The following is a 26116-nucleotide window of genomic DNA, read 5'->3' on the forward strand; positions in this document are numbered from 1 at the left end:
CTAGCTCCGTCGCATCCAGAGGCCGCCGACGATCAGGCCGGCGCCGTTGACGACGGCCATCCACGGCAGGAAGGCGTCGCCGGTGACGAGGAAATAGCCGACCAGCGTCAGCGCAGTGATCGCGAGCGCGATCACGACGAAGGCATAGCCGAACCACAGCCCCGCCAGCGCATAGAACAGCATAAAGTAGATCGTCCAGAACGTGCCCTGCTGGCGCGGCGTGAAATGGCCGAGGACGTGCGCGCAGAGGAAGCCGAAGGCGACGAACATCAGGAAGGCGAACAGCATCCGCAGGTCGAAGCTGCGAACGCCCGTCGCGGTCTGGTTCGCCGAGCTGATCGCGAACGAGCCGGCGATGCCGAGGGCATAGACCGCGAGCCAATAGTAATAGGCTTCACGAGGCCAGAGCCAGGTCGCGATGTTGGCGACGAACACCAGCACGCCCCACATGATCATCATCTGGCTGGCGAGATCGTAGATGCGCGACTGCCGTACGCGCTGGACGATGTCGTCGATGTCGGCGAGCGCTTCGGAGGCCTGCTTGCTGTCGATCATGACTGCCCGCTCCCGCGCGTTGCCACGTCCTCGGCGATCGCATTGACCGCCTTCGGATTGGTGACCATGCCCATGTGGTTGACGCCCTCGATCACCTTGACGTCGACGGACGGCTTGATCGCCTGCACGGTCTCGGCATATTTGTCCGAGATCATCATCTCGTCCTCGGCGCCGCCGAAGACCGTCATCGGATGCGTCACCCCAGGCAGATCGAGGCGATAGCCACGCGTCGCAAAGTTGCGCATCAGGCGGTCGGAATAGGTCGCCGTCAGAATCCGTTCCGAATTCGCGGGCACGGCGAAGGCGAGCACCGGGAGCTGCGAGCAGCAATCGATGCCGAGCCTGCGCAGCGCGGCCAGAGCGAAATAGCGCGGCAGGTCGGCATTGGCCCAGCCGCCGGAGTGCGGCTTGTTGGTCGGCGCGTCATAGCCGAGATAGGGCGCGACCAGCACGGTGCGCACGAACAGGTCCTGCACGATCGGCGTTGCGGCGACGCGCAGCGAGAAGCCGCCGCCGGCGGAATGGCCGACCAGGCTGAGCGGCAGATCCGGCGCGCTCTTGCGGACATGGGCGACGAAGTCGACCAGGTCGTCCTCGAGCTGGCCGACATAACCGATATCGCCATGCGTGCCCGAACCACCGTGGCCACGCGTGTCGAGCGCCCAGGTCTCGACGCCGTGGGCGGCCATCGCCGCCGTCAGGGCGTGGTTGACCGTGCCGGAGGAGCCGGACGAGCCATGGATGAAGATCGCGCCGCGATCAGTGGCTGTCCCCTTCGGCGCGTAGTGCCGGAAGCCGAGCCAGGTGCCGTCGCGGGCCTGGAAGCGTTCGAGCGGCGGCAACGTGGCCCAGTCGATGCCCTTGGCGGAATCCGAGACGGAGCGCATCTCGGCGGGCCGCTGCAACGGAGTGGCGATCAAGGCGATGAAGATCAGCGCCACTGCACCGACCGCGCACAGACCCCATTTCAGCAAGCCCAGAGCACCTCGCAGCAACCGCATCGCCATGAACCAAACTCCCTCGCCAGACCAACAATAGAGAACTCTATATTACAGAGTACTCTCCACATCAACAGCCGGATTGGCGCCGCGCAGCGAAAATCCTTAACGTCGGGCTAGATCCCAACATGCCGAATCGTTTGCCGATGCCTGCGGAACCTCTGCCCAATACGCCCGAATTCACCGTCTCCGAGCTCTCGCAGTCCCTGAAGCGGACGGTGGAGGACACCTATGGCCATGTCCGGGTCCGCGGCGAAATCTCCGGTTTCCGCGGCGCCCATTCCTCGGGCCATTGCTATTTCGCGCTCAAGGACGAGAGCGCCAAGATCGAGGCGGTGATCTGGAAGGGCGTGCACGGCCGGATGCGCTTCAAGCCCCAGGAAGGGCTCGAGGTCATCGCCACCGGCAAGCTCACGACCTATCCGGGCTCCTCGAAGTATCAGATCGTCATCGAGGCGCTGGAGCCGGCCGGCATCGGCGCGCTGATGGCGCTGATGGAGGAGCGCAAGAAGAAGCTCGCCGCCGAAGGCCTGTTCGACGAGGCGCGCAAGCAGCTCTTACCCTGGCTGCCGGAGGTGATCGGCGTCGTGACCTCGCCGACCGGCGCCGTGATCCGCGACATCCTGCACCGGCTCGAGGACCGCTTCCCGCGTCACGTGCTGGTGTGGCCGGTGAAAGTTCAGGGCGACGGTTCGGCCGAGCAGGTCGCGGCCGCGATCCGCGGCTTCAATGCGATTGCCCCGGGCGGCAAGATTCCGCGGCCCGACGTGCTGATCGTCGCGCGCGGCGGCGGCTCGCTGGAGGATCTCTGGTCGTTCAACGAGGAGATCGTGGTCCGCGCAGCAGCCGAGAGCATGATCCCGCTGATCTCCGCGGTCGGCCACGAGACCGACATCACGCTGATCGATTTCGTCGCCGACAAGCGCGCGCCGACGCCGACGGCAGCCGCCGAAATGGCCGTGCCGGTGCGCAGCGAATTGTTCGTCGAGGTCGCCGATCTCGCGCGGCGCACCCGCGCCTATTGGCAGCGTGCCCATGAGAGCCGCCGCAGCGAATTGCGCGCCGCCGCACGCGCGCTTCCCGCCGCGTCCGATCTGCTCGCGATCCCGCGGCAGCGGCTGGATTCAGCGGGCGCCTCCCTGCCCCGCGGGCTCAAGGCCAACACGCACGCGCATTTCCGCAGGTTTACCGCGGCGAGCTCAAAACTGACGCTGCGGGTGCTGCACGGCCAGATCGCGCAGGCCGGGCATCGCCTCACCGTGTGCGGCGAACGGCTCGGCCTGTCGGCGCGCTCGCTGCTGCGGCAACGGCGCGACCGCTTCGCCGGGCTTGAAGTGCGCCTGCGCGCCTCGAAGCTCTCCAACGCGCAGGCCCAGCGCAACGCCATTGTCCGCCAGCGCGAGCGCACGCATCGTTTGGCCGAGCGCGCCAATCGCGCGCTTGTCACCTTGCTGCAGCGGTTGGACGCCCGCGTCGAGAACAGCGGCAAGCTGCTCTCCGCACTGTCCTATCGCGGCGTGCTCGCCCGCGGCTTTGCGCTGGTGCGCGACGAGGAAGGGCATCCGCTGCATTCGGCTGATAGCGTCGGACCGAATGCGCGGCTCGCGATCGAGTTTGCGGATGGACGCGTGAACGCGACGGCGGATGCCGATGTCCCGGCGCCCGTGGCCAAGCGCGCACCAGCACAGCCGAAGCCCGCGGCGCAGGAGACAAAGCCCGCGCCGAAGCGCGTGGGCAAGCCGGTGGATCAAGGCAGCTTGTTTTAGAAGTGCGATGACGGCGCCTCCCCCTCGCTGTCATTCCCCGCGAAGGCGGGGAATCCAGTACGCCGCGGCTTCTCGGTGAATCACAGACGTCTCGGAATACTGGATCGTCCGGTCAAGCCGGACGATGACAGCGAGGATGTGGCGCGCGTGCAGCCCCAACCTCGTCATTGCGAGCGCAGCGAAGCAATCCAGAGTCCCTCCGCGGAAAGATTCTGGATTGCTTCGCTGCGCTCGCAATGACGATGTGGAGGCAGCGCGTAGTTCCCCCCGCTCCTACCGGCAGGACAAGCCCGCGTCGATCGTGGTCCAGAAGCCGCAATGTTCCGGGGCGAGCTGGGTCGAGCCGGCGTGGGCTTCGAACAGGAAGATAACGACGGTGAAGATCACCAGTGCGGAGGAGAAGAGAGCGAAGCGATTGCGCATGAGAGATGCGTTTAGCCGACATCATGGTCGAACTATGGCACCACTATCGCGCCAGCCACTCCGCGACTTCCTTCTGCGAGTCCGCGCGCGCCTCGGAATCGGTGCCGAGATGGCCATGCTCGGGTGCGGCGGCGTCGGTGCTGCTGGCGGCCGCGTGCAGCGGCGTGTTGGCGCGGTCGAAATCGTGATAGGCGCCGGGATAGACCACAATGCGCGCGAGCGCGCTGCGGCCGTGCGCGCCATCCACCATCTGGCGGCAGGCCGGCGGCGACGAGACGTCGTCATTGGCGCCGATCAGCACCAGCGTCGGCACCCGCGTGCTCCAGCCGAGACCGGCGGAGATCCGGCAATCCGGGTAGAACGCGATCGCGGCGCGAAAATCCGGTCCCGCATCACGCGCCACGCTCTGCGGACGCACCGCCCAGAGCAGCGCGCTGGCGCCGTTGGCCCAGCCCATCAGGCTGACACGGTTACGCGCCACCCAGCTCTGCTTCATCAGCCACGCCCGCGATGCCGCGATGTCGGTGACGCGCTCGCGCCGCGCCTTGACGTGCGTCTCCTTGACGCGGCATTGCGGCCCGAGCTCGCGCGAGCCGTAGCTGTCCGGCAGCAGCACCGCATTGCCCGCCCTAAGCAGGCGCTCGGCCCAATCGCGATAGCGCGGCTGCACGGAATCGGAATGGCTGCCGAGGCCGCCGCAGCCATGCAGCGCGATCACGGTCGGAAACGGCCCCTCGCCCTCGGGCTTGAACAGTTGCGCATGCAGGACGCCTGACGACAGCGGAATCTCGATCTGCGCAGGTGCAGGCGCCGGCGCAGCATGCGCGGCCGATATCAGAACCGTCAGGAACAGGGCGGTCAGCGGAAGGCGCATCGGACTCTGTTGGAGGTGGCGCACGGCCTCAAGCACTATCATGCGGTAACGGCGGCAAAACATCACAAACCGGTGGGTTTAACGGGCGGACAAGCCACCCTATTTATGCTACATCCAGTCCAACACATCGTGCCCTGCAAGGTTTTCCGAACAGGGCCCATCCACGGAGACTTTCGACCGTGCTGAACAAGTTCGGCCCCTCGGGCCATGGCGAAGCGCAGGTACAATATCTCGACGGCGATTTCCGCGTGATCTCGCCGGGGACATTCGTGCGCTGCGCCATCACCGACACGCGGATCCCGCTCGACGAATTGAAGTACTGGAGCGTGGACCTGCAGGAAGCCTACGCCACGCCCACCGCCGTGCTGCAGCGGCATTTTCCGAGCGCACCGAAGCCGCAGGCGTGAGGCCTCACCCGCGCGGCTATTCCTGCTCGGGACCATCCGTGCCCACGCAGGTCTTGATCGCACTCTTGCGCGCCTCGCCGACCACCTTCTGATCGATCGCCTGTTTCAGGCAATCGAGCCGCGCCTGCGCCATGCAGAGCTGCATCTGGTCGCGCTTGTCCTGCCCCTTGAGGTTCTGCGTCGTTGCGAGACAGGTCACGCGCTTGGTCGCGGGAACCGGCACCGTGGCGCCTGAAGCCGCGGGGGCCGGCGTCGTCTGTGCAAACATGGGCGCAACGATCAGACACACAAGGCCGGCGGCAAGGGCCGCGAGAAGCAGTTTCATCGCATTCTCCGAGATCGCGTGGGATCGATATAGGTTTTGCGATGAACGTTGGCTGAATGGCGGACTGCTGTAGGGTGGGCAAAGCGCAGCGTGCCCACCACCTCACTCCGGACGCGAACATAGATGGTGGGCACGCTTCGCTTTGCCCACCCCTACGAGACGATCGTTCGCGGAAATTTCAGCGGCTTGAAAAGCGCCGCTCGCGGGCCTTGTAGAGATGGTCGCTGATCAATTGCTTGAGCTTGGCCGGATCGCCGAACTCGAGCTGGACGGCGAACGGCACGACACTGTCGGGCACGCCGTCGCGGCCGCGGAGGCGCGCGAGATCCTTTTCCGTCGTCACCAGGATGAGCTGCTCGCGCCGGGCCTCGGCTGCCAGCGCGGCAAGCTCGCCTCGCGAAAACATGTGGTGATCGGCGAAGGGACGCGCGCGTGCGACCTCGATGCCGCAGGCTGCCAAGCTGCGGAAGAAACGCTCGGGATCGCCAATGCCGGCGAAAGCCAAAACCCGCTTGCCGAACAGTTGCGCGACGGCAGCCGCGTCCGGCTTCAGGCGCGCGCGTAGCACCGGCTTGTCGCGCGCGGAGATCTTCGCCGCGACATCGTCCGCAGCATGGCCGTCGCCGATCAGCACCAGCGCGTCGGTGCGCGCAAGCTGCGCCTGCAGCGGGGCGCGCAGCGGACCTGCAGGAAACACCTTGCCGTTGCCGAGGCCGCGCGCGCTGTCGATCACGATCAGCGAAGCGTCCTTCAACAGAAGCGGGTTCTGGAAGCCGTCGTCCATCAGGATCACGGTGGCGCCTTGCGATTTGGCCAGCGCGACGCCGTCGAGGCGGTCGCGTGCGACGGCGACGGGGACGTCGCGCACCATCATCAGCGGCTCGTCGCCGATATCGGCGGCGGTATGACGTTCGCGATCGACCATCACCGGGCCGTGCAAGCGTCCGCCATAGCCACGGCTGAGCACCACCGGCGTCTCGCCGAGCTCGCGCAGCAGCTTGGCCAGCGCCAGCACGGTCGGCGTCTTGCCGGCGCCGCCGACATGGTAATTGCCGACGCAGATCACGGGGATGCCGGCATCAAATCCATTGCGCGCCATGCGGCGCGCAGCGATGGCGCCATAGAGCGCGCCCAACGGGCTGAGGAGATATGAGTTCGGGGAACGCGGCCGGTACCAGAAGGCCGGCTCACGCATTGGCGGCTCCCATCTCGATCCGCAACTGCATCAAATACGGCTCGAGCGCCGTCATGGTGCGATCGAGCGCGCCGCCGAGCTGCTCGACCACGCCGTGACTTGCCCGCTGCATCTTGTCGCGTATGGCCGGATCGGCCAGCAGCTGGCCAAGTTGCTTGACCAGCGCCTCCTGCGTGTCGGCCTGGCGTGCACCGCCGCGGCCGTCGAGTGCCTCATAGACGTCGGCGAAGTTGAAGACGTGCGGACCATGGACGATGGCCGCACCGAGCTTGATCGCCTCGATCGGATTCTGGCCGCCATGGCGGATCAGCGATCCGCCCATGAAGACGATCGGCGAGAGACGGTAGAATAGGCCGAGCTCGCCCATGGTGTCGGCGACATAGATGTCGGTCGCGGCCGTCGGCAGCTCCTCGCGCGAGCGCAGGGCCGGCTTCAGGCCCGACGCCGTGATCAGATCCGATATCGACGAGCCGCGATCGGGATGCCGCGGCACAATCACGGTCAGAAGCTGCGGAAAGAAACCGACGAGGTTGCGATGCGCGGCGACCAGCATCTCGTCCTCGCCCGGATGGGTCGAGGCTGCGACGATGATCGGACGCCCGCGCGTCATCGTCATCAGCCGTTCGAGCCTTGCGGGATCGGCCGGCGGCGCCGGAACGTCGAGCTTGAGATTGCCCGTGGTGACGACGTCGCGGCTGCCGAGCGTGGAGAAACGTTCGGCATCGGTGTTGGATTGTGCGAGACAAATGTCGAACCGCGACAGCAGCGCCGAGATGGTGCCGTGCATCCGGCGCCAGCGCGGGAAGGAGCGCTGCGACATCCGCCCGTTGATCAGCACCATCGGCACCCGGCGCGCAGCGCCTGCCAAAATCAGGTTTGGCCACAGGTCGGATTCGATGAACAGCGCCAGCGAGGGCTTCCAATGGTCGAGGAAGCGCGCGACGTAGCGCGGGGAATCATACGGCACGTATTGATGGATGACGTCGGGCGGAAAACGCTTTGCCACCACGGCGGCCGAGGTGACCGTGCCCGAGGTGAGCAGGATGCGCAAATTGAGGTCGCGCAAGCGCTCGATCAGCGCGGCCGCGGCCAAAACCTCGCCGACGCTGGCACCGTGAATCCAGACCAGCGGGCCATGCGGACGCACGTCCCGGCTGAGCCCCCGCCGCTCGCCGACGCGCGCGGGATCTTCCTTGCCCTGCTTCAGCCGCCGCTTGATCAGCGCTGGCGCGAGCGGCACCAGGCTAGTTGCCAGGCGCTGATACATCCGCAGCGTCATCGGCAGCCCATGAGGCAGCGAATTAGCCATCTGCAGGTCCCGGACGACCAAGCTGCGCATAGGCGCGGCGGGTCGCTTCGTTCAGCGTGTCTTCCAGCTCCTGCCGCAGCGCTTCCATGGTGGCGGCATCGGCATCCGGCGGCACGTGGATCTCCTTGATGCCGACCAGAGCGCCCCGCCCGAACGGCAGGTTGATGGTGGTGCGGTCCCAGTTCTTGAGCCGGATGAAGCGGCTGGTCGCCATTGCGAAAGGCATGATCGGCCGCCCCGATTCCCGTGCCAGCATGATGATGCCGAGGCCGGCCACGCGCGAACGCTTGGGGACATCGGCGGTCAGCGCGACATTACAACCGTCCTGGAGCGTGTACACCATTTCCCTGAAGGCGCCGACGCCGCCTTTGCGGTGGAAAGCGCCGCCGTGGTCCCCGGAACCCCGGATCAGGCCGATGCCGAGCCGCTCGACGGCGATCGCGTTGAACTCGCCGTCGCGATGCCGGGAGATCAGCACCTTGGCCCGGTAGGAATCCTTGTTCTTGATGAACGGGGTGAGGAAATGCTGGCCGTGCCAGAATGCGAAGATCGCCGGGATCTGCGGCTCGACGATGTCATAGACGTCGGGCGGATCGAACGTGAACCTGTTGGTCCGCCAGACCAGACGCAGATATTCGGCCGCCAGGACCCCGACGGCACGCTGAAACCAGCTGCTTCGTAGCGTATTGCGAAGCAGTTTTTTCAACGCGCCTTCGTTTCTTGATTCGGGTCGAGCAGCCGGTGGAGATGGACGATGAAATAGCGCATCTGCGCGTTGTCGACCGTGCTCTGCGCCTTGGCGCGCCAGGCGGCGTGGGCGGACGCATAGTTCGGATAGAGGCCGACGATCTCGACGTCGTCGAGATTCTTGAAGGTGTTGTGCTCAAGGTCGAGCAGCTCACCACCGATGACGAGATGGAGCAGTTGTTGCGGGGCACTATCAGACATGGGTTCTCCTAACGGGCTGCCCGGCAAAGCAGTGTTCGAAAAGCATAACGGACGCGCTCAGGGCAAGGGGCGATTTCGAAAATGCGCGACAATGCTCGCATGACGATCGCGTCCCGCTGCCACCAGCACCCCGTGCGTCACTTCCCGACGATTATAGAGGATGGGATCTCCGGAGAGGTCGCTCATCCTACCATCCGCTTCCTGCACGATCAAATCGGCCGCCGCAAGGTCCCAATCATGGCTGTTGCCCCCCGCAAAAGCCGCATCCAGCCCGCCATTGGCGACCCGGCAGAGCCGGAGCGCCAGCGACCCGATTCGCGGATGCAGCTTGATGTCGCCACCGCTTGTATTGAGTCGCTCGACCATCGGCTTCGGGCCGGCGACCCGAGCGAAGTCGAGCGCGGTCCCCCCCGTCGCCCGGACCGGCTTGCCGTTGAGGATCGTGCCCTGGCCGCGGACGGCGAAAAAGAACTCGTTGCTAACAGGCGCGAACACCGCAGCCAGCACCGGCGAGGCATCCTCGACCAGCGCGACGCTGACGCACCAATCGTCATGGCCGTTGAGATAGTTGCGGGTGCCGTCGATGGGATCGACCACCCAGGTCAGCCGCCGTGACAGCCGCGTGGAATCGTCGCCGCTCTCCTCCGACAGCCAGCCATAGTCCGGCGTGGCGCCGCGCAGCCGCGCTTCGAGCAGGTCGTTGACGGCGATGTCGGCTTCCGAGACCGGCGAGGACGCGCCCTTGATCCACTTCTTCAGCTCGGTGCGGAACATCGACTGCGCGAGGTGACCTGCCTCCCGCACCGTGTCCTGCAGCAGCGCCGCGTCGCGCGTCAGAACGTTTGCGTCGAGACTGTCAGCGTCCGCCAAGCGTCAGTCCTTCGATGCGCACCGTCGGCGCATTGATGCCGTAGCGGAACTCGAGATCGTTGGCCGGCTGCATCGACTTGAAGATCTCGAACAGATGGCCCGCGATCGTCACTTCGCTCACGGGATAGGTGAGCTCGCCATTCTCGATCCAGAAGCCGGAGGCGCCGCGGCTGTAATCGCCGGTGACACCGTTGACGCCGGAGCCGATCAGGTCGGTGACGTAAAAACCCTGCTTGATGTCCGAGATCAGCTCTGCCGGCGTCGGCGTGCCCGGTTCGAGATGCAGATTGTACGGCCCGGGCGACGGCGAGGACGACACGCCGCGATGGGCGTGGCCGGTGGTGGTGAGGCCGAGCTCGCGCGCGGTGGCGCAATCGAGCAGCCAGGTCGTCAGCACGCCCTCGTCGATCAGCGCGGTCTGCTTCACGGCGACGCCCTCGGCGTCAAACGTCTGCGAGCGCAGGCCGCGCTTGCGCAGGGGGTCGTCGATGATGCGGATGTTTTTCGCAAACAGCTGCTGACCGAGCTTGTCCTTCAGGAAGCTGGTCTTGCGCGCGATCGAGGCGCCGTTGATGGCGCCGACGACATGGCCGACCAGCGAGCCCGCGACGCGCGGATCGAACACGACGGGCACCTTGCAGGTCTCGACCTTGCGCGGATTGTAGCGCGCCACGGTGCGCTCGCCGGCGGAGCGGCCGACGATTTCCGGCGACAGCAAATCGGCGCCGTGCGGCGCCGAGGTGAAGTCGTAGTCCCGCTCCATGCCGGTGCCTTCGCCGACGATCGCGGTCGCCGAGATGCCCTGGCTGGAGCGCAGATATGAGCCGTGGAAGCCGGTCGAGGTGACGAGCACCATGCCGCCCATGCCGGCGGAGGCCGAGGCGCCGCCGGATTTCGACACGCCCTTGACGGCAAGTGCTGCGGCTTCGGCTTCGAGCGCGCGGCGCTCGAGCTCTGACGTCGCGGGAACATCGGGATCGAGCAGATCGAGATCGGGGAAATCGCGCGCGAGCAGCGCGGGATCGGCGAGCCCGACATATTTGTCGTCGGGCGCAACACGCGCCATCGCCACCGCACGCTCGGCAAGCTTGGTCACGGCATCGCCGCTGGCGTCATTGGTCGACACCACGGCCTGGCGCCGGCCGACCAGCACGCGCAGGCCGACATCGTCGCCCTCAGACCGCTCGGACTCCTCGACACGGCCGTCGCGCACCTCGACGCCCTGCGAGATGCCGCGCACCGCGACCGCGTCGGCCGCATCCGCGCCGGCGCGCTTCGCCGCCTCGACCAGACGCTGAGCAAGATCCGAGAGCGCGGACTGATCGAACAGGTCGCGATTGGCTTTGGACGTTTCCTGGGGCAAAAGCGTCGAGCTTGGTGAAGGGTTCACAAACGAAATCCTGTTGGGACGCGGGAGGTTTCGGGGCGATCGGGGCCCTGAACACCAGATGTGCCCAAATGGTGCGGACTTCAAGCATTATCAGCCTGCAGAAGGCTCAGATTCGCGGCTTCTGCGCAACGTCTCGTCAATCATGCGCGCCAAGGTCTTGTCAATCATGGCGGGCGGTGACGCCGGATTAACCAGGCTTTTTAAGCGGTTTCGGAAACGAGCGCGCTAAGGTCCTCGCATCGACCGGGAACATAATCCTGGCGGGGAGAACTAAAGCCGTGAGGCGTCAAACAGCAACATGCGGGGCCAACCCCGCCGGGTCGAGCCGCAGCTTGCGGCTCGACCCTCTTTCCCTTCCGGTCCGCTTCGATGCGCATGATCCGCGTGCCGACGGCTACACCAGGCAAATCGAGCTTCATCGCGAGCGTGTCGTGCTGCGCCGTGCCGTCCGCGGCATGCAGATGGCGATCAACGTCCGCGTCAGCGACTTCACCGGCGTCGCGCTGCGCGGCAATGACGAGGCGCAGACCCTCGTCCTGGTGCATCGCGATCCCTCGCTCTCCGTTCCACTGCTGGTCAGTGCCGATGGCGACGATCTCGCTGAGGCCTGGGCGATCTGGAGCGAGATATTTGCGCTGCCGCAGCTCGACGAAGGTGCCCGCAAGCCCGCACCGCGCCGTCGCCGCCGCAACGCGATCCGCGACCGCCGTCCGAAATTCCTGATGCGCCGCCGCACCGCCATGGCGCGCGAGCTGCCGGTTCATCGCGGAGAACGCGAGATCACTGCAAGGAACTAAGCCGCGCGGATCACCGCGTCGGCCAGCAATCCCGCGAACAGCAGCGCCCCCGCATATTTGTTCGAATAGAACAGCCGCCTGCAAAGCTCGGGATCCTCGATCCGGAGCCGCGCGATCTGCCAGCCCAGATGCACGGCGAAGGCGGCAAGCCCGATCCAGGCCGGCCAGCGCGCATCCCCTGACGCCAGCGCGACCCCGATCAGCATCACCGATAACCCGTAGAACAGGATCAGCGCCTGGTGCGTATGTGCGCCGAACAGGCGCGCGGTGGACTTGATGCCGATCAGCGCGTCGTCCTCGGCGTCCTGATGCGCATAGATGGTGTCATAGCCGATCACCCAGGAAATCGCGCCGGCGTAGAGCACCAGTGCGGTGACGTCGATGCGCCCGAAGGTGACGGCGAATCCCATCAGGGCGCCCCAGGAGAAGGCGAGCCCGAGCACGATCTGCGGCCACCAGGTGATGCGCTTCATGAAGGGATAGATCGCAACGATCAGAAGCGAGGCGATGCCGGTCAGAACCGCGAAGCGGTTGAACTGCAGCAGCACGACGAGCCCGATCAGGGCCTGCGCGACCATGAAGGCGAGCGCCTGCCTGGTGGTCACCTGCCCCGACGGCAGCGGCCGCGAGCGGGTGCGCTCGACCTTGTCGTCGAGGTCGCGGTCGGTGATGTCGTTCCAGGTGCAGCCGGCGCCGCGCATCACGAAGGCGCCGATCAAGAACAGCACGATGACAAGCGGCAGGCGATGGACATCATGCGCCATGCCGCTGGCGAGCGCGGCCGACCACCAGCACGGCATCAACAGAAGCCAGGAGCCGATCGGACGATCGAAGCGAGACAAGCGCAAATAAGGCCGCGCCCATTGCGGCGCGAGCGTATCGACCCAGTTGCCGGTGGAATCGGCAACGCGGGCGGATGTGTCGCTCATCGGGTCAGGACGTTGCCGTTGAGTGTGTCGAAGGTGCTGCCGCCCTTCTTGCCGGCATTGGCTTCCGGGGCCGATCCCGAACCGACCACCTCGCTCAGCGACGGGCCGGTCGGACGCGCCTGCTGCTGCTGCATCTGCTGCGCAACGTTGCAGACCTTCGTCGCCATGGCCTCAGTGTTCTTGTGGCCGTCCTTCATCTGGGCGCCGACGTTCGGCGGGATTCCGCATTTGGCGGCATGAACCTCGATGTATTTGATCATCTTGGTCTCAGCCTGGCTGAAATTGCGGATCAGCTTGCAGGCCTCATCCGGCGGCGCATGACGGCTGCTCGCGGCCTGGATCAGCTTGCCGCGCTTCTCGGCCTCCTCGCGGAGCGGCATGAAGGCCTTCATGCAGTCCTCGCCGGAACCGCCTTGCGTCGGCGGCGCCGCGCTGAAGGCGCCGGCACCGCCGATGGGAGCTGCGCCGTTGGTCGGGAACGAGGCTTGCGGTGCACCGCCGACGGAGGCGACCGGCGCCGAACCGTTCACTGGCGGAAACGCGGGATCGGGTGCGGACCGGCCCGGCAGCGGCGCCGGGAACCCCTGGGCGTAGGCGCCAGCAGCACCCATGGTCAGCATGGCGGCAGTGATCGGAACCATCAATCGACGGATCATCAAGATAGTCTCTCCGGCAGGAGCTTACGGGGTTCGGCGTCTTCCCAATTGAAGCGCAACCAGCGCGCCCGCGATTTTACGATTCCCGCCGGCGCTTAACAACCCGTCGAATAGGGCAAGAGCGCGGCGCGCCGACGCACCAATTCGGCAATATTTACCCCCGAAACGGCTGGTTTCGGTTAAGAACGGCGGCAAATCGGACTTTTGATCGATGCCCTCCCACGATTTTCGCGCCCCCCGCCTGTTCGTCGAGCCCTCCCTGGCCCTGGACGCCAGGGTTCCGCTCGACCGGGACCAGAGCAACTATCTCGGCAATGTGCTGCGACTTGCCGCCGGGGCGGAGGTTTTGGCCTTCAACGGCCGCGACGGCGAATGGCAGGCCGCGATCGAAGGCCGCAAGCGGCCCGACAACCTCGTCATCCTCCAGCAAGTCCGCCCCCAGGATCGGCTGCCCGACCTCGCTTACGTGTTTGCGCCGCTCAAGCATGCCCGGCTCGATTATACGGTCCAGAAGGCCGTGGAGATGGGCGCCGCCATCCTGCAACCGGTCCAGACCCGGTTCACCCAGGCCTCCCGCGTCAACACCGAGCGTATGCGCGCCAATGTCATCGAGGCCGCCGAGCAATGCGGGATCCTGAGCCTCGCCACCGTGGCCGAGCCCGCGCCGCTTGAGCGCTACCTCAGCCAGCGCCCCGCCGATCGCCTGCTGGTGTTCTGCGACGAGGCGGCCGAGGTCGAGAATCCGATCCAGAGCCTGCAACAGGCGCGCGCATCCGGGCATGGTATCGACGTCCTGATCGGCCCCGAGGGCGGCTTCGCCGAAGAAGAGCGGGCCCTGCTGCTGCGCCAGCCCAGGATCCTGCGACTGGCGCTGGGCCCGCGGATCCTGCGGGCCGACACGGCCGCGGTGGCGGCGCTGGCGCTGGTGCAGGCGGTGCTGGGCGATTGGGGCGGCACGCGCGAGTAGGTCGCGATCTCCGTCCTAGCTTTGCTCCCGCACAGCTCGATGCAGGGTCTCGGACGGCAGCTCGCCGAACGCCGCCCTGTAGCTCGCCGCGAACTCGCTCAAATGCCAGAAGCCATGGGCAATGGCGCAGGCCTTCACGCTGCGCCGTCCCGGGCCGGTGCGCAGTTGCCGGCGCACCGACCAGAGACGCAGGACCCGGCTATAGCGATTCGGGCTCATGCCGCAGATGGCCTGCGTCGCACTCTGCAGGGTCCGAACCGACACGCCCACCCGCTCGGCCATTTCGGTCGTCTTGAGCCAGATCGTCAGATCGTGCCGGATCGATCTTTCCATGTCGGCGACGATCCGCAGATAGCTCTCTGTCGTGGCATGCACAGACCTGCTGTCCACGCTGGTCCGGATGGCGCCGTCGATCGCGCCGAGCAGGGATTGTTCGACAGCCGCTCGCGAAATCGGCCCGTTCAGGAAGTCCGGATCGTTGGCAGCGGCTTCAAGCGTTGCGGAGATCAGGCCGCGCAGGGAGGCGAGCACGTCCGCTGCCGGGCTCAGCAAATGATAGCCATCCAGTCGAGACCAGGGTTCGCACGCGGGCGGCGTGAAGTAGATGACACCGATCAGACGGCCGACCGGCTCGTAGACCAGGCAATCGGATGCGCCCTTCAAGATGACGATCGAACTCTCGATTGACTGCCCGTTGATGCGGGTCGAGGTCACATGATCCATCGGCACCACCACGGCGGCGGCATGCGCCAGCTGATAGCCGCGAATGATCCGCGGGAAGGTCCTCACCAGCGACAGGCTCAGGGTCGGCAGACTGAGCCGCGCGCGCATGATCGCGGTCGACCCGGCAGACAACGGCATGCTGGACGCACCGGCATATCTCTCGCTGTCGCCGAAATGATCGATGTCATACGACCGGAGCTCGAGCGCCGCGGATGGCTTGAGACCCTGGAACGACAACAAGCGCTCAGCAGCGCTTTTTTGAACTCCATCGCCAGCAATGTTGAGATGGCTTTGATCCATGTCCTGCCGCTTACTTCGCCTTCTTCGTCGCCACGACCAGTTTGGCGGCACTCAGATCATCCGGTCCGTTGATGCCGGCGCGCTTGAGATCGCGAAGCAGCTTCGTCAGCAGCAGCATGTTGGTCTTCTGTAGCTCGTGGTTGTTGCCAAACTTGAATGCATTCTGCTCGGTCACGATCAGCCCGGCCTTGGTCTCGGCGAGAACCTTCCGCCTCTTCAGTCCCGCCACGCGACGACGAACCGTCTCCAGCGGCAGGCGGAGGAAGCGAGACAGTGCCGCGCGGGACACGCCCTGCTTGATCGTATCCGGCTCGACCGTGTGAATGCTGGAAAACCTCTCGTCCAGTGACGGATCGTTCATCACATTGATGACGTTCGCATTGAGAATCGCGTGCACGATCAGAAGGTCCATCGGATCGAATTCGTCGTAATTCCGGAACATCTCGCTGATCGAAAACAGCATATAGGCCAGCGTGTGCCGCGAGACCGTCCGGATGATATCAGAAGCATTGCGCATGAATCGGAAACCAACCTTCATCTTGTAAACGAAGGCAGCAGCGAACGTCTCATCCGCCATACCCAAAATGAGTATGCGACGACTCGTCAGCCGTACTCAATCTCATTGTGACGTCAGGGGGTGCAGGCGCGTCGGGTCGCGAAAGCGAGATAGTTCTGCGACTGGCTGGGCCCGCGGGTGCTAGTCTTCAAAGAAGCCGGGATGTTTCGCGACAAAAGACTGCAGCTCGCGCGATACGCGATCGAGATGGTTCGCCATTTCGTTTTTTGCCTGATCAGGCTGATGGGCAGCAATGGCTCGAAATATCGCTTCGTGCTCGCGGAAGGTTCCCTCGGGCCGTCCCGGCTCCGGCAGAAGCGTCCGGCGAACGCGCTCCAGATGAGTTCGGATCGGATCGAGAACCTCACCAACCCGCCCCAGACGCAAGCCCTCAGTCATCTGGCGATGAAATCGGGTGTCGAGTTCGTGGAAACCCTGGAGATCACCGCTGGTGATGGCGGCCATTTGGTAGGCGACGTTCTGACCAAGCGCAGCAATCGCATCGTCCGGCATGTCGGCCGCGCAGACCCCGACCACCTCTATCTCCAGCGCACGCCTCATCAACATCCATTGCCTGACATCCTCAAGGTGGATCTTGGCCACGTAAGAGCCGCGCTGCGGCTCAACCACGACAAGCCCCTCAAAAGCCAGCCGATTGATCGCGGTCGTTATGGAGAGTCGAGACACTTCGAAAATGGCACACCACTCGTTCTTGTCGATTGGCGCGTCCGGCGCGAGCGCACCCGAAACGATGGCACGCTTGAGCGCCAAATAGGCCTGGTCGACTTTCGACCCGCCCGCCCGACGCGCGGCGGTCGTTCCTCCGCCGAATCCGCCGACTGAATGCATGCTCTGGTCCTTTGGCTGACGTTCACATTTCCAGTGGTGCGGAAGCCAATTGTTGACAGCAAGAGGCTTGACGAGCAGTAACTGATATAACTAGCATATCAGAAAAATAGCCAACGAACAGCTGGCGCGCGACGTCTCCAGAGACTCCGGGCGCGCCGGGAGGAGAGCAAACTGATGGAGACATGCTTCGGCGCCCTCGGAGGAGAGGATGATCGGGCCACGCACCGCTCCCCGCGTATGGTCGAGCTGGGCCGGGCCTGCGCGCCGAGCGGACAGATTGTACTTTCTGCGGAGCGCGTCTCGAAGTCTTTTGCCGGTGTAAAGGCGCTCAGTAGCGTCGACTTCGATCTGCGCTGCGGCGAGGTGCACGCACTGATGGGCGAGAACGGTGCCGGCAAGAGCACCTTGATGAAAATTCTTGCGGGCGTGCATACGAGTTACCTGGGGACGATCGAGGTCGGTGGCCGGGCCGCCGCATTTGCCGGTGTGCGCGATGCTGAAGAGGCCGGCGTCGCGATCATCCACCAGGAGCTCAATCTCGTTCCCGAGCTGAGCATCGCCGACAATATCTTTCTGGGTCGCGAGCCGCTGATCGGCGGCGTGCTCATCAACCGCCGCCGCATGGTCAAGGCGGCGGAGCGCCTGCTGCACCGCCTCGGCGTCCGGATCGCTCCCGAAAGTCGACTCGCCGACTTGCGCGTCGGCGAGCAGCAATTGGTGGAAATCGCCAAGGCGCTATCGCTCGACGCCCGCATCCTCATCATGGACGAGCCGACCTCTGCATTGTCGTCGTCGGAATGCGAGACCCTGTTCAAGATCGTGCGACAACTCGCGAGCGAAGGCGTCGCGATCATCTACACCTCGCATCGTATCGAGGAGGTGCTCGATCTCGCCGACCGGGTGACGGTGCTACGCGACGGCAGGCACGTTGTCACGGCTCCGATCGGTGACTTGTCGCGGGGCGCGATCATCTCGGCGATGGTCGGCCGCGACATGGTCACAAGCGATCGCGGGGCGGCCGCGCAAGACGGCGCGAACGTCCTTTCGGTGGATGGCCTGACGCTGGACACGCTTGGTCCGCATGGCTGGCGCCGGATGTTGCACGGCGTCAGCTTTCAGCTCGGGCGCGGCGAGGTCCTGGGCATCGGCGGCCTGCTCGGTTCCGGCAGGACGGAGATCCTGGAGTCTATCTTTGGTGTCGCGAACGGTTGGCGGGGCGGCGCCATCGCGATCGATGGCGCGACCGTCGATATCAGCTCGCCAGCGGAGGCCTACCGCCTCGGTGTCGCGCTCGTGAGCGAGGATCGCAAAGAGCGCGGCCTGCACCTCGCGGCCTCGATCTGCGACAATATCGCCCTGCCCTCGATCGGCGCGCTGTCGCGCTTCGGCCTGCGCGCCGTCGCGCGTGAACGCGCGCTGGCGGCCGACATGGTCGGCCGGCTCTCGGTCCGCTGCACCGGGATCGATCAGACGGCAGCCGCGCTCTCCGGCGGCAATCAGCAGAAGGTCGTGATCGGCAAATGGCTCGCCACCGAACCGCGGATTCTGCTGCTCGACGAGCCGACCCGCGGCATCGATATCGGCGCCAAGCAGGACATCTACCGGCTGATCTTTGATCTCGCCGCGCAAGGCCTCGGCATCGTCGTGGTCACCTCCGAGATGCCGGAGCTTCTCCTGCTGTCCGACCGCATCCTGGTGATGTGTGAGGGGCGGCAGACCGGAATCCTGCGGCGCGAAAGCGCGACGCAAGAGACGGTGATGCGCCTTGCAGCGCCGGGCATGGCAGCGTGGTCGCAGGAAACATTGTCATGAAGGCGCTTCTTCGGCTGTTGTCCCGGACCAAGCTTTACTGGGGCTTGCTGCTCATCTGCCTGGTCGGCGCCCTCACCTCGCCGCATACGTCGTCCGGTAACAATATCTTCCTGTCCTACGGCAACCTGACCGATGTCCTGCGGCAGGTCTCGATTACGGGCCTGGTCGCCACCGGCATGACGATGGTCATTCTGCTCGGCGGCATCGATTTGTCGGTCGGCTCGGTCATGGGCTTTTCGACGGTGATCTGCGCGATGCTGCTCACCAAGCCCGGCTGGACCGCGGCCGCTGTGATCGGCGTTCCGGCGGCGACGCTTGTCAGCGGTGTTGCCGTTGCCCTTGCTGCGCGCTTCATCTTTGCCGGTCTCGCCCGCGGCCGTGATGTCAGCGCGGGGCGACGCCGCGAGATCGCGCTATCGTCATGGCGCAGCACGGGGCTTCCAGGATTGCTCGGCCTTGTCGTCGCGATCGCGGTGGCATGGTGGACGGGGAACCAGGTCGCGACCAAATTCGGCGTTCTCGGCGTTCTCCTCGTCGCGCCCTGCCTCGCCTTGATGCTCGGGGCGATCAACGGCGTCCTGATCGTCACCGGTCGATTGCAGCCCTTCATCGTCACGCTGGCGATGATGGTCAGTGCGCTCGGCATCGCCCGTCTCACCGCCGGCCAGGACAATGCCGTCGTGCCGGTCTACACCGGCACCAACGCCACCGAATCATTCGAGCTGCTCCGCTCGATGCTGTGGGGCGTGCTGCCGGTGCCGAGTGTTTTCTTCCTCGCGGCGATCGTCCTGTTCGGCGCGATCCTGCGTTTCACGACCTTTGGACGCTACGCCTATGCGATCGGCGGCAACATCGAGGCCGCCAAGCTTTCGGGCATCAAGGTCGCCCAGGTCCAGCTCACCGCCTATCTGCTGTCCGGGCTCCTGGCGGGAATTGCAGGGGTGCTGTTCGTCGCGCAGTACCGGCAAGGCAAGCCCGATGCCGGCGCCGGGCTCGAGCTCGACGCCATCGCCGCGGTCGTGATCGGCGGCACCAGCCTGATGGGCGGCCGAGGCGGTCTCGCCGGCACCTTCGTCGGCGTCCTGATCTTCGGTTTGCTGTCGGACATCCTGCAGCTTCAGAACATCGACTCCAACGTCCAGCTGCTGATGAAGGGGTTGATCATCGTCTGCACCGTGCTGGTGCAGGAGCAGAATCTCGGCCAGCTCATCGCGCGATGGCGGTTCAGCCGATCGCCGGAAGCCAGCGCCGATCCGAAAACAGCCGAATCCTGTCGGCTGCCAAGCGCCGCCAAGGCGCAATTTGCAAGGGAGGATTTCGATGAAGCGTCGTGAATTCCTAAAATTGTCGACCACCATGGCCGGCGCCGCGATGACGATCTACGTGCCGGCCGGCTGGAGTCCCGCCAAGGCCGCCGCGAAATGGAAGGTGGGCTTCAGCCAATGCACCACGCTCGAGCCGTGGCGCGTTCAGTTCAACAAGGACATCCAGGCCGAGGCAAAGAAGCAGCCCGACGTCGAGCTCGTCATCACCGACGGCCAGGACAAGACCGAGAAGCAGGTCGCCGATTGCGAGAACCTCGTTGTCCAGCAGGTCAACGTCCTGTTGATCTCACCCAAGGAATCGGCGGGCCTGACCGGCGTCGTCGAGAAGGCGATCGACGCCAAGATTCCAGTCATCGTGCTGGATCGCAACGTCGATACCAAGCGGATCACCCAGTTCATCGGCGGCGACAATGTCGCGATCGGCAAGGCCGCCGGCGAATATGCGGTGAAGCTGCTCGGCGGTCCCGGCAAGGCGGCCGGCAACGTCGTCGAAATCTGGGGCGGCATGGGCACGCAGCCCGCCCACGACCGGCACGACGGCTTCCATGCTTTCACCGACAAGGAGCCGGGCATCAAGAACCTGCTCAACAACCAGTCGGGCGACTGGAAGCAGGACAAAGCCTACAACATCATGACGACCGCGCTGCGCAATAACGAGAAGATCGACCTGGTCTATGGCCATAACGATCCGATGGCCTATGGCGCCTATCTCGCGGCCAAGGACGCCGGCCGCGACAAGGATATCAAGTTCATTCTTGGCATCGATGGCCTGCCGGATGAAGGCGTGACCTGGGTCAGCAAGGGGCAGCTCACGGCGACTTTCCTCTATGCGACGCCCGGAGCCGAAGGGCTGCGGCAAGCCGTCAAACTCTTGAAGGGCGAGAAGCTGGAGCCGGTCATCACCTTGCCCACAATGCTGATTACGAAGGACAACGCATCGGATATCCTGAAGAAGAACGGGCTGCTTTGACCTCCTGATCTTCAGGTTGACGCAGGAGTGACAGAGTCTGGTTCGACCTGGTCGAACCGGACTCTGCATTCGTTTGGGTTGTGTCCTCCTGCTTGTGGGATGGCGCTGGACCGGCTGCCAATGCTGATCGAGGTTTGACATGAGCGATCCGATCTTCCGTAGAAGCGACGGCGTGTGGCTGAATGAACCGGAACGGTGGACCGCGCGCGGCGACGGCCTCGAGATGGTCACTGATCGAGCCACCGATTTCTGGCGCGAAACCCATTACGGCTTCAGTCGGGACAGCGGACATTTCCTGGGCTTCCGCACCGCCGAGGCATTCACCGCCGAATTGCGCGTCCAGGGCGACTTTCGGGCGCTCTACGACCAGGCGGGCATCATGGTCCGTATCGACGCGCAACGTTGGGTCAAGGCCGGAATCGAATTCTCCGACGGCCGCGCCATGCTTGGCAGCGTTCTGACCGACGGACGATCAGACTGGGCGACAGCCCCCTATGGGCACGACGCCGGCGACTTCTGGATGCGCGCAACCGTGACCAATGGTGTCCTTCGCTTGCAGGTTTCGGCCGATGGCAAGCTTTGGCCGCTTGTGCGATTGGCGCCATTCGCCAAGGCAGACTCGTACCTTGTGGGGCCGATGGCCTGCACGCCCGAGCGGGCCGGATTGAATGTCGTTTTTTCGGCGTTTCGCCTGACGCCGCCGCTCGGCAAGGATCTGCATGATCTCGGCTGAGGCGCGAGCATCAGCTCTGTCGTATGCGCATCCCGGCCACCAGTGGCTTTCCCAGGACATCTGGGGCACGACAGAAGACCGTTAAGCGATTGATCCTTTGGAGGTCGAAACCGCTTTCAGGCCATGCTAAGGGCTGCGCCAACTGCTTGCCTCCCCTTGGCCTCCTCTTGGCCTCCCCTTGCCCTGCCCGGTTCCGCCGGGACGATGGACCCCGAGATGACTGCGCCTGCCACCTCAAATGCTGCCGGCTCCGCCGCCTGGGCGGATACGCTGCTGTTGTCCTTTGCTCAGGCCGGCTATGTCAGGGCCGAGCCCGCCATCCTGCAGCCGGCCGAGCCGTTCCTCGACCTGTCCGGCGAGGACATCCGCAAAAGCCTCTATCTGACGACCGACCTGTCCGGCGACGAGCTCTGCCTGCGCCCCGACCTGACGATCCCCGTGGCGCGCGACTATCTCGCCTCCAGCCGCGCCGGCCAGCCGGCCGGGTTCAGCTATCTGGGTCCCGTGTTCCGCTACCGCAGCGGACAGGCCAGTGAATTCCTCCAGGCCGGGATCGAGTCGTTCGGCCGCCAGGATCGTGCCGCCTCGGATGCCGAGACGCTGGCGCTGGCGCTGGAGGCGACCGCGGCTTTCGGCGTGCGCGACGTCGAGATCCGCACCGGCGACGTTGCGCTGTTCAACGCATTGCTCGACGCGCTCGACCTTTATCCGGTCTGGCGCCGCCGCCTGGTCAAGGACTTCCATCGCAGGATCAGCCTGGAGCAGGATCTGGAAGGGCTGGCCCGCACGACCGCAACCACGCGCAGCGAATATGAGGGCGTGCTGGCGGCGCTCGCCGGCTCCGATCGCAAGGCGGCGCTGGCCTTCGTCACCGATCTGATGTCGATCGCCGGCACCACCAATGTCGGTGGCCGCACCACGGCCGAGATCGCCGACCGCTTCCTCGAGCAGTCGACGCTGAAGGGCGGTGCACTGCCGCGCGAGGCGGTCACCGTGCTGAAGCGCTTCCTGTCGATCTCAGGCAATCCGGACGATGTCATTGCCGCGCTGCGCGCGCTGACCGCCGACGCAAAGCTCGACCTTGCCGGCGCAATCGACCAGTTCGAGAGCCGCATCGGCTTCATGGCGGCGCGCGGCATCGACGTGAAGGCCACGCGCTTCTCGACCGCGTTCGGGCGCGGCCTCGATTACTACACCGGCTTCGAATTCGAGCTGCATCACAAAGGCAACGGCGCCGAGCCGCTGGTTGCCGGTGGCCGCTATGATGGACTGATGACCCAGCTCGGATCGCCGGCTCCGATCCCGGCCGTCGGCTTCTCGGTCTGGGTGGATGCGCTGACCAGGATCGGCCGCAAGGTGGGAGCTTAAGTCATGAGCGCGCCATTCGTTCTGGCCGTTCCCTCCAAGGGTCGCCTCCAGGAAAACACCGAGGCCTTCTTCGCCCGTGCCGGGCTCAAGCTGTCGAAAGCCGGCGGCGCCCGCGACTATCGCGGCACGCTTGCAGGGCTCGACAATGTCGAGGTCGCCTATCTCTCGGCGAGCGAGATCGCATCGCAGCTCGCGCGCGGCGTCGCGCATCTCGGCGTCACCGGCGAAGACCTGGTGCGCGAGAATATCGCCGACGCCGACAAGCGCGTGTCGCTGATCGACGGGCTCGGCTTCGGCTATGCCGACGTCGTGGTCGCGGTGCCGCAGGCCTGGATCGACGTCCGCACCATGGCGGATCTCGACGACGTCACCACCGGCTTCCGCGAGCAGCATCACATGCGGATGCGGGTCGCGACCAAGTTCGTCAACCTCACGCGCAGCTTCTTCCAGAGCCACGGCATCACCGATTACCGCATCGTCGAGAGCACTGGCGCGACCGAGGGCGCGCCGGCGGCCGGCAGCGCCGAGCTGATCGTCGACATCACCACGACAGGTGCGACGCTCGCCGCCAATGGCTTGCGGGTGCTCGACGACGGCGTGATCCTGCGCAGCCAGGCCAATCTGGTCGCCTCAAAGGAGGCCGACTGGTCGCCGCAGGCCCGCGAGACCGCCCGCGTCATCCTCGACCACATCGCCGCCCGGGCCCGGGCCAACAAATATCGCGAGGTCCGGACCCGCTTCCGGCAATGCGACGCCACCCTGCTCACTGAGGCCCACAGCCGTTTCGGCGTCGAGGCTCCGTTCGGCGGACCGACCTCGTCGGGCATGCTCACGCTGCACTGCCCACCCGGACAGCTCTACGCGCTCGCGAGCTTCCTGCGCGAACATGGCGCCGAGACCGTCTCGGTGGTCTCGCTCGACTACGTGTTCGACCGGGAGAACCCGCTGTTCGCCAAGCTCGAAACGTTCCTGCGGCAGTGAGCCTCAGGTCCGTTCAGCGTAGCGACAGCAAGCAGCAGCTACCATATGCTGTTGAGATGACTTTGAACGCCCTCTGGAACCTTGATCGATGACGCTGGGCTCTGACGTTTCCGGCCTGACCGCCACCGCAGCGAGTGCCGCTGTGAAGGGGCTGTCGATTGTCGTCCCCGTCTATAACGAGGCGGCGGGCCTCGCCGTCCTGCATCAGCGCATCTGCGATATCGCCAAGACCTTGCGGCAACGCTACCGGCTGTCCTGCGAGGTCATCTACGTCGACGACGGCAGCGCGGACGCGACGCTGTCGATCGCCCGCAGCCTGCCGGCCGATGCGGTCGATGTCCAGGTGGTGTCGCTGTCGCGCAATTTCGGCAAGGAGGCTGCGCTGATGGCCGGCCTCGACCACGCCCGGCTCGGCGCGGTTTTGTTCATGGACGGCGACGGCCAGCACCCGCCGACGCTCGTCGAGCAGCTCGTGCGGCACTGGATCGAGGACGGCTATGATGTCGTCTACACCGCCAAGGCCCATCGCGACAACGAGCCCTTCCTGCGCCGGGTCGCCGTGCACGGCTTCTACGCGCTGATCAACTGGGGCGCGCGTCAGAAGATCCCGGAGGATGCCGGCGACTTCCGCCTGCTGTCGCCGCGCGCGGTCGCAGCGCTGCGGCAGCTGCCGGAGCGCAACCGCTTCTTCAAGGGCCTGGCAAGCTGGATCGGCTTCCGCCAGATCCGCGTCGACTACGAGCCGGCGCCGCGCACCCATGGCGTGACGACCTTCAGCGCGGCGCGTCTGCTTGGCCTGTCGATCGAAGGCGTGACCTCGTTCTCGGTGGCGCCGCTGCGTTTTGCGAGCCTGCTCGGTGTGATCCTCGCCGGCGGCGCCTTCCTGTTCGGCCTGTCGATCCTGTGGGAGGTCTGGACCACCGGCAAGCAGGTACCCGGCTATCCTTCGCTCGTGATCGGCCTGATGACGATCGGTGGCGTGCAGCTCATCATGATCGGCATCGTCGGCGAATATATCGGCAAGATCCTCTCGGAGCTGAAGGCGCGTCCGATCTACTTCGTCGCCGAGCACAGTGAAAAGCATTTCGAGACCGGCAAGGCCGACGACGCGTCGAAGAGGACGGCGGCCGAATGAGTGCGGCGGCAGCGCCGCGGCCGATCTGGCTCTGCGCCGACGATTACGGCATCAGCCCGGGTGTCAATCGCGCCATCCGCGACCTGGTCGCGCGCGGCCGCCTCAACGCGGCCTCGGTGATGATGGTGGGCCCCGCGATCGAGCGTGGCGAGATCGATACGCTCCAGGCCGCAGCGAAGACGAGCCCGCGCTGCGCGATCGGATTGCATGTGACGCTGTCGGCGCCGTTCCGCCCCCTCACCATGCATTTCCGGCCGCTCGACGGCGACATGTTCATGGCCTTTCCAAAACTGCTGCGCGCCGGATTTCTGCGGCGGCTCGACCGCGAATTCTTTCGCAACGAGGTGAGAGCGCAGCTCGCAGCTTTCGCAGAAGCCTTCGGCCGCGCGCCCGATTTCGTCGACGGCCATCAGCATGTGCAGCTGTTTCCGCAGGTGCGCGACGGCTTCCTCGATGCCGTCAGCGAAGCGGCGCCCAACGCGTGGGTGCGCCAGGGCGGACGCGACCTGCCGCTGGCGCAACGGCTGGCGTCGCCGAAAGCGATGGTGCTCGACGTCCTCAGCGCGCAATTCCGCCGCCGGGCCAGGCGCGCCGGTCTTGCGTTCAATCCCGCATTTGCGGGCGCCTATGATTTCACACGCGCGGCCGATTTCGGCGATCTGGTGCGGCAGTTCCTGGAAGGTCTTCCCGAGGGCGGCCTCGTGATGTGCCATCCCGGCTTCGTCGACGAGGTCCTCACCGGCCTCGACCCGATGACGGATGTCAGGGAGCGCGAGCATGCCTATCTCGCTAGCGACGCCTTTGCGCAGCTTCTCGCGACCAGCCACGTGACATTGCAATGAAACCGGCGAAATCGAGCCCGCGGGGCAGTCTGTCGCATACCGAAATTTAATCCGGCCGCCACTGTTGGGGCCACAATGGAACCCTACATTCCGCTTGCGCTTGTTTCGCGCGA

The 26116-nt window shown here is 65.4% G+C and carries 28 protein-coding genes; 12 read left to right on the plus strand and 16 right to left on the minus strand.

All coding sequences use genetic code 11. The features are described from left to right. Together ABID59_RS03410 and ABID59_RS03415 are read right to left on the minus strand one after the other, a co-directional pair. Positions 1-555: a hypothetical protein gene (locus ABID59_RS03410; protein ID WP_354082434.1), complete on the minus strand. Its 555-nt coding sequence runs from the start codon at positions 553-555 to the stop codon at positions 1-3. Next, positions 552-1562 (minus strand): alpha/beta hydrolase, encoded by a 1011-nt coding sequence (locus ABID59_RS03415; RefSeq protein ID WP_354082435.1) that lies wholly within the window; start codon positions 1560-1562, stop codon positions 552-554. Before ABID59_RS03415 ends, ABID59_RS03410 begins: the two co-directional genes overlap by 4 nt. A gap of 119 nt (positions 1563-1681) precedes the next feature. On the opposite strand from ABID59_RS03415, the gene xseA reads away from it, so the two are divergent. Beyond that, positions 1682-3319, plus strand: a complete 1638-nt coding sequence (xseA, locus tag ABID59_RS03420) for an exodeoxyribonuclease VII large subunit (RefSeq protein ID WP_354082436.1) — start codon at positions 1682-1684, stop codon at positions 3317-3319. A 273-nt stretch (positions 3320-3592) separates the two neighbouring features. Here xseA and ABID59_RS03425 read toward each other — a convergent pair whose 3' ends face one another. Together ABID59_RS03425 and ABID59_RS03430 are read right to left on the minus strand one after the other, a co-directional pair. After that, positions 3593-3742 carry a hypothetical protein gene (locus ABID59_RS03425; RefSeq protein WP_148755100.1) on the minus strand — a complete coding sequence of 50 codons (150 nt, stop codon included), beginning with the start codon at positions 3740-3742 and terminating at the stop codon, positions 3593-3595. A 43-nt stretch (positions 3743-3785) separates the two neighbouring features. Further along, positions 3786-4616, minus strand: coding sequence for a dienelactone hydrolase family protein (locus tag ABID59_RS03430; protein WP_354082437.1), 831 nt, complete (start codon positions 4614-4616; stop codon positions 3786-3788). Between the two features lie 179 nt (positions 4617-4795). On the opposite strand from ABID59_RS03430, the gene ABID59_RS03435 reads away from it, so the two are divergent. Next, positions 4796-5023, plus strand: coding sequence for a DUF2093 domain-containing protein (locus tag ABID59_RS03435; RefSeq protein ID WP_148755098.1), 228 nt, complete (start codon positions 4796-4798; stop codon positions 5021-5023). Positions 5024-5039: 16 nt separating this feature from the next. Here ABID59_RS03435 and ABID59_RS03440 read toward each other — a convergent pair whose 3' ends face one another. The 7 genes from ABID59_RS03440 to ABID59_RS03470 form a co-directional block, all read right to left on the minus strand. Next, the gene (locus tag ABID59_RS03440; protein WP_354032954.1) at positions 5040-5348 is read right to left on the minus strand and encodes a hypothetical protein; all 309 of its coding nucleotides are present in this window, start codon (positions 5346-5348) and stop codon (positions 5040-5042) included. A gap of 178 nt (positions 5349-5526) precedes the next feature. Then, a complete protein-coding gene (gene lpxK, locus ABID59_RS03445) occupies positions 5527-6543 on the minus strand; it encodes a tetraacyldisaccharide 4'-kinase (protein WP_354082438.1) in 1017 nt (338 codons plus the stop codon). After that, positions 6536-7852: a 3-deoxy-D-manno-octulosonic acid transferase gene (locus ABID59_RS03450; RefSeq protein ID WP_354082439.1), complete on the minus strand. Its 1317-nt coding sequence runs from the start codon at positions 7850-7852 to the stop codon at positions 6536-6538. The genes lpxK and ABID59_RS03450 overlap by 8 nt, the downstream gene beginning before the upstream one ends. Further along, positions 7845-8558 carry a lysophospholipid acyltransferase family protein gene (locus ABID59_RS03455; RefSeq protein WP_148755094.1) on the minus strand — a complete coding sequence of 238 codons (714 nt, stop codon included), beginning with the start codon at positions 8556-8558 and terminating at the stop codon, positions 7845-7847. Before ABID59_RS03455 ends, ABID59_RS03450 begins: the two co-directional genes overlap by 8 nt. Then, positions 8555-8800 (minus strand): DUF4170 domain-containing protein, encoded by a 246-nt coding sequence (locus tag ABID59_RS03460; protein WP_128953976.1) that lies wholly within the window; start codon positions 8798-8800, stop codon positions 8555-8557. The genes ABID59_RS03455 and ABID59_RS03460 overlap by 4 nt, the downstream gene beginning before the upstream one ends. 57 nt (positions 8801-8857) lie before the next feature. After that, positions 8858-9670 carry an inositol monophosphatase family protein gene (locus tag ABID59_RS03465; protein WP_354082440.1) on the minus strand — a complete coding sequence of 271 codons (813 nt, stop codon included), beginning with the start codon at positions 9668-9670 and terminating at the stop codon, positions 8858-8860. Then, complete coding sequence (locus ABID59_RS03470) at positions 9657-11060, minus strand: TldD/PmbA family protein (protein ID WP_354082441.1); 1404 nt, start codon at positions 11058-11060, stop codon at positions 9657-9659. The genes ABID59_RS03465 and ABID59_RS03470 overlap by 14 nt, the downstream gene beginning before the upstream one ends. 278 nt (positions 11061-11338) lie before the next feature. On the opposite strand from ABID59_RS03470, the gene ABID59_RS03475 reads away from it, so the two are divergent. Then, a complete protein-coding gene (locus ABID59_RS03475) occupies positions 11339-11857 on the plus strand; it encodes a DUF6101 family protein (RefSeq protein ID WP_354032950.1) in 519 nt (172 codons plus the stop codon). Here the strand turns inward: ABID59_RS03475 and ubiA are convergent. Continuing rightward, the gene (ubiA, locus tag ABID59_RS03480; protein ID WP_354082442.1) at positions 11854-12786 is read right to left on the minus strand and encodes a 4-hydroxybenzoate octaprenyltransferase; all 933 of its coding nucleotides are present in this window, start codon (positions 12784-12786) and stop codon (positions 11854-11856) included. The genes ABID59_RS03475 and ubiA overlap by 4 nt on opposite strands. Continuing rightward, complete coding sequence (locus ABID59_RS03485) at positions 12783-13442, minus strand: hypothetical protein (protein WP_354082443.1); 660 nt, start codon at positions 13440-13442, stop codon at positions 12783-12785. Before ABID59_RS03485 ends, ubiA begins: the two co-directional genes overlap by 4 nt. Positions 13443-13653: 211 nt before the next feature. Here ABID59_RS03485 and ABID59_RS03490 point away from each other — a divergent pair, with 211 nt between their 5' ends. Continuing rightward, on the plus strand, positions 13654-14409 hold the full coding sequence (locus ABID59_RS03490; protein ID WP_354082444.1) for a 16S rRNA (uracil(1498)-N(3))-methyltransferase: 756 nt from the start codon (positions 13654-13656) through the stop codon (positions 14407-14409). 15 nt (positions 14410-14424) lie between these two features. On the opposite strand, the gene ABID59_RS03495 is transcribed toward ABID59_RS03490, so the two are convergent. The 3 genes from ABID59_RS03495 to ABID59_RS03505 form a co-directional block, all read right to left on the minus strand. Continuing rightward, positions 14425-15240 (minus strand): helix-turn-helix domain-containing protein, encoded by an 816-nt coding sequence (locus ABID59_RS03495; protein WP_354082445.1) that lies wholly within the window; start codon positions 15238-15240, stop codon positions 14425-14427. A gap of 202 nt (positions 15241-15442) precedes the next feature. Next, on the minus strand, positions 15443-15949 hold the full coding sequence (locus tag ABID59_RS03500) for a hypothetical protein (protein WP_148755086.1): 507 nt from the start codon (positions 15947-15949) through the stop codon (positions 15443-15445). A 180-nt stretch (positions 15950-16129) separates the two neighbouring features. Further along, positions 16130-16837, minus strand: a complete 708-nt coding sequence (locus ABID59_RS03505) for a GntR family transcriptional regulator (protein ID WP_354082446.1) — start codon at positions 16835-16837, stop codon at positions 16130-16132. 237 nt (positions 16838-17074) lie between these two features. Here ABID59_RS03505 and ABID59_RS03510 point away from each other — a divergent pair, with 237 nt between their 5' ends. From ABID59_RS03510 to ABID59_RS03545, 8 genes are all read left to right on the plus strand, one after another. Beyond that, on the plus strand, positions 17075-18649 hold the full coding sequence (locus tag ABID59_RS03510) for a sugar ABC transporter ATP-binding protein (protein WP_354082581.1): 1575 nt from the start codon (positions 17075-17077) through the stop codon (positions 18647-18649). Further along, the gene (locus ABID59_RS03515) at positions 18646-19983 is read left to right on the plus strand and encodes an ABC transporter permease (protein WP_354032946.1); all 1338 of its coding nucleotides are present in this window, start codon (positions 18646-18648) and stop codon (positions 19981-19983) included. Before ABID59_RS03510 ends, ABID59_RS03515 begins: the two co-directional genes overlap by 4 nt. A 37-nt stretch (positions 19984-20020) precedes the next feature. Further along, complete coding sequence (locus ABID59_RS03520; RefSeq protein WP_430640200.1) at positions 20021-20944, plus strand: substrate-binding domain-containing protein; 924 nt, start codon at positions 20021-20023, stop codon at positions 20942-20944. A gap of 139 nt (positions 20945-21083) precedes the next feature. Next, positions 21084-21677: a DUF1349 domain-containing protein gene (locus ABID59_RS03525; protein ID WP_354082447.1), complete on the plus strand. Its 594-nt coding sequence runs from the start codon at positions 21084-21086 to the stop codon at positions 21675-21677. A 216-nt stretch (positions 21678-21893) separates the two neighbouring features. Beyond that, positions 21894-23045, plus strand: a complete 1152-nt coding sequence (locus ABID59_RS03530) for an ATP phosphoribosyltransferase regulatory subunit (protein ID WP_354082448.1) — start codon at positions 21894-21896, stop codon at positions 23043-23045. Positions 23046-23048: 3 nt separating this feature from the next. Beyond that, positions 23049-24026, plus strand: a complete 978-nt coding sequence (gene hisG / locus ABID59_RS03535) for an ATP phosphoribosyltransferase (protein ID WP_148755080.1) — start codon at positions 23049-23051, stop codon at positions 24024-24026. 88 nt (positions 24027-24114) lie between these two features. After that, positions 24115-25161, plus strand: a complete 1047-nt coding sequence (locus tag ABID59_RS03540) for a glycosyltransferase family 2 protein (RefSeq protein WP_354082449.1) — start codon at positions 24115-24117, stop codon at positions 25159-25161. After that, a complete protein-coding gene (locus ABID59_RS03545) occupies positions 25158-26003 on the plus strand; it encodes a ChbG/HpnK family deacetylase (protein ID WP_148755078.1) in 846 nt (281 codons plus the stop codon). The genes ABID59_RS03540 and ABID59_RS03545 overlap by 4 nt, the downstream gene beginning before the upstream one ends. Positions 26004-26116 lie beyond the last annotated feature (113 nt).

This window comes from Bradyrhizobium sp. S3.3.6, from assembly GCF_040546905.1.
In the GTDB taxonomy this organism is placed as follows: Bacteria; Pseudomonadota; Alphaproteobacteria; order Rhizobiales; family Xanthobacteraceae; genus Bradyrhizobium; species Bradyrhizobium cytisi.

Excerpts from the sequence above, each read along its gene's own strand:
- ABID59_RS03410 (WP_354082434.1), bottom strand. The coding sequence starts at position 555 with ATGATCGACAGCAAGCAGGCCTCCGAAGCGCTCGCCGACATCGACGAC.
- ABID59_RS03415 (WP_354082435.1), bottom strand. The coding sequence starts at position 1,562 with ATGGCGATGCGGTTGCTGCGAGGTGCTCTGGGCTTGCTGAAATGGGGT.
- xseA (WP_354082436.1), top strand. The coding sequence starts at position 1,682 with ATGCCGAATCGTTTGCCGATGCCTGCGGAACCTCTGCCCAATACGCCC.
- ABID59_RS03425 (WP_148755100.1), bottom strand. The coding sequence starts at position 3,742 with ATGCGCAATCGCTTCGCTCTCTTCTCCTCCGCACTGGTGATCTTCACC.
- ABID59_RS03430 (WP_354082437.1), bottom strand. The coding sequence starts at position 4,616 with ATGCGCCTTCCGCTGACCGCCCTGTTCCTGACGGTTCTGATATCGGCC.
- ABID59_RS03440 (WP_354032954.1), bottom strand. The coding sequence starts at position 5,348 with ATGAAACTGCTTCTCGCGGCCCTTGCCGCCGGCCTTGTGTGTCTGATC.
- lpxK (WP_354082438.1), bottom strand. The coding sequence starts at position 6,543 with ATGCGTGAGCCGGCCTTCTGGTACCGGCCGCGTTCCCCGAACTCATAT.
- ABID59_RS03450 (WP_354082439.1), bottom strand. The coding sequence starts at position 7,852 with ATGGCTAATTCGCTGCCTCATGGGCTGCCGATGACGCTGCGGATGTAT.
- ABID59_RS03460 (WP_128953976.1), bottom strand. The coding sequence starts at position 8,800 with ATGTCTGATAGTGCCCCGCAACAACTGCTCCATCTCGTCATCGGTGGT.
- ubiA (WP_354082442.1), bottom strand. The coding sequence starts at position 12,786 with ATGAGCGACACATCCGCCCGCGTTGCCGATTCCACCGGCAACTGGGTC.
- ABID59_RS03485 (WP_354082443.1), bottom strand. The coding sequence starts at position 13,442 with ATGATCCGTCGATTGATGGTTCCGATCACTGCCGCCATGCTGACCATG.
- ABID59_RS03490 (WP_354082444.1), top strand. The coding sequence starts at position 13,654 with ATGCCCTCCCACGATTTTCGCGCCCCCCGCCTGTTCGTCGAGCCCTCC.
- ABID59_RS03495 (WP_354082445.1), bottom strand. The coding sequence starts at position 15,240 with ATGCGCGCGCGGCTCAGTCTGCCGACCCTGAGCCTGTCGCTGGTGAGG.
- ABID59_RS03500 (WP_148755086.1), bottom strand. The coding sequence starts at position 15,949 with ATGCGCAATGCTTCTGATATCATCCGGACGGTCTCGCGGCACACGCTG.
- ABID59_RS03505 (WP_354082446.1), bottom strand. The coding sequence starts at position 16,837 with ATGCATTCAGTCGGCGGATTCGGCGGAGGAACGACCGCCGCGCGTCGG.
- ABID59_RS03510 (WP_354082581.1), top strand. The coding sequence starts at position 17,075 with ATGGTCGAGCTGGGCCGGGCCTGCGCGCCGAGCGGACAGATTGTACTT.
- ABID59_RS03515 (WP_354032946.1), top strand. The coding sequence starts at position 18,646 with ATGAAGGCGCTTCTTCGGCTGTTGTCCCGGACCAAGCTTTACTGGGGC.
- ABID59_RS03520 (WP_430640200.1), top strand. The coding sequence starts at position 20,021 with ATGACGATCTACGTGCCGGCCGGCTGGAGTCCCGCCAAGGCCGCCGCG.
- ABID59_RS03525 (WP_354082447.1), top strand. The coding sequence starts at position 21,084 with ATGAGCGATCCGATCTTCCGTAGAAGCGACGGCGTGTGGCTGAATGAA.
- ABID59_RS03530 (WP_354082448.1), top strand. The coding sequence starts at position 21,894 with ATGACTGCGCCTGCCACCTCAAATGCTGCCGGCTCCGCCGCCTGGGCG.
- hisG (WP_148755080.1), top strand. The coding sequence starts at position 23,049 with ATGAGCGCGCCATTCGTTCTGGCCGTTCCCTCCAAGGGTCGCCTCCAG.
- ABID59_RS03540 (WP_354082449.1), top strand. The coding sequence starts at position 24,115 with ATGACGCTGGGCTCTGACGTTTCCGGCCTGACCGCCACCGCAGCGAGT.
- ABID59_RS03545 (WP_148755078.1), top strand. The coding sequence starts at position 25,158 with ATGAGTGCGGCGGCAGCGCCGCGGCCGATCTGGCTCTGCGCCGACGAT.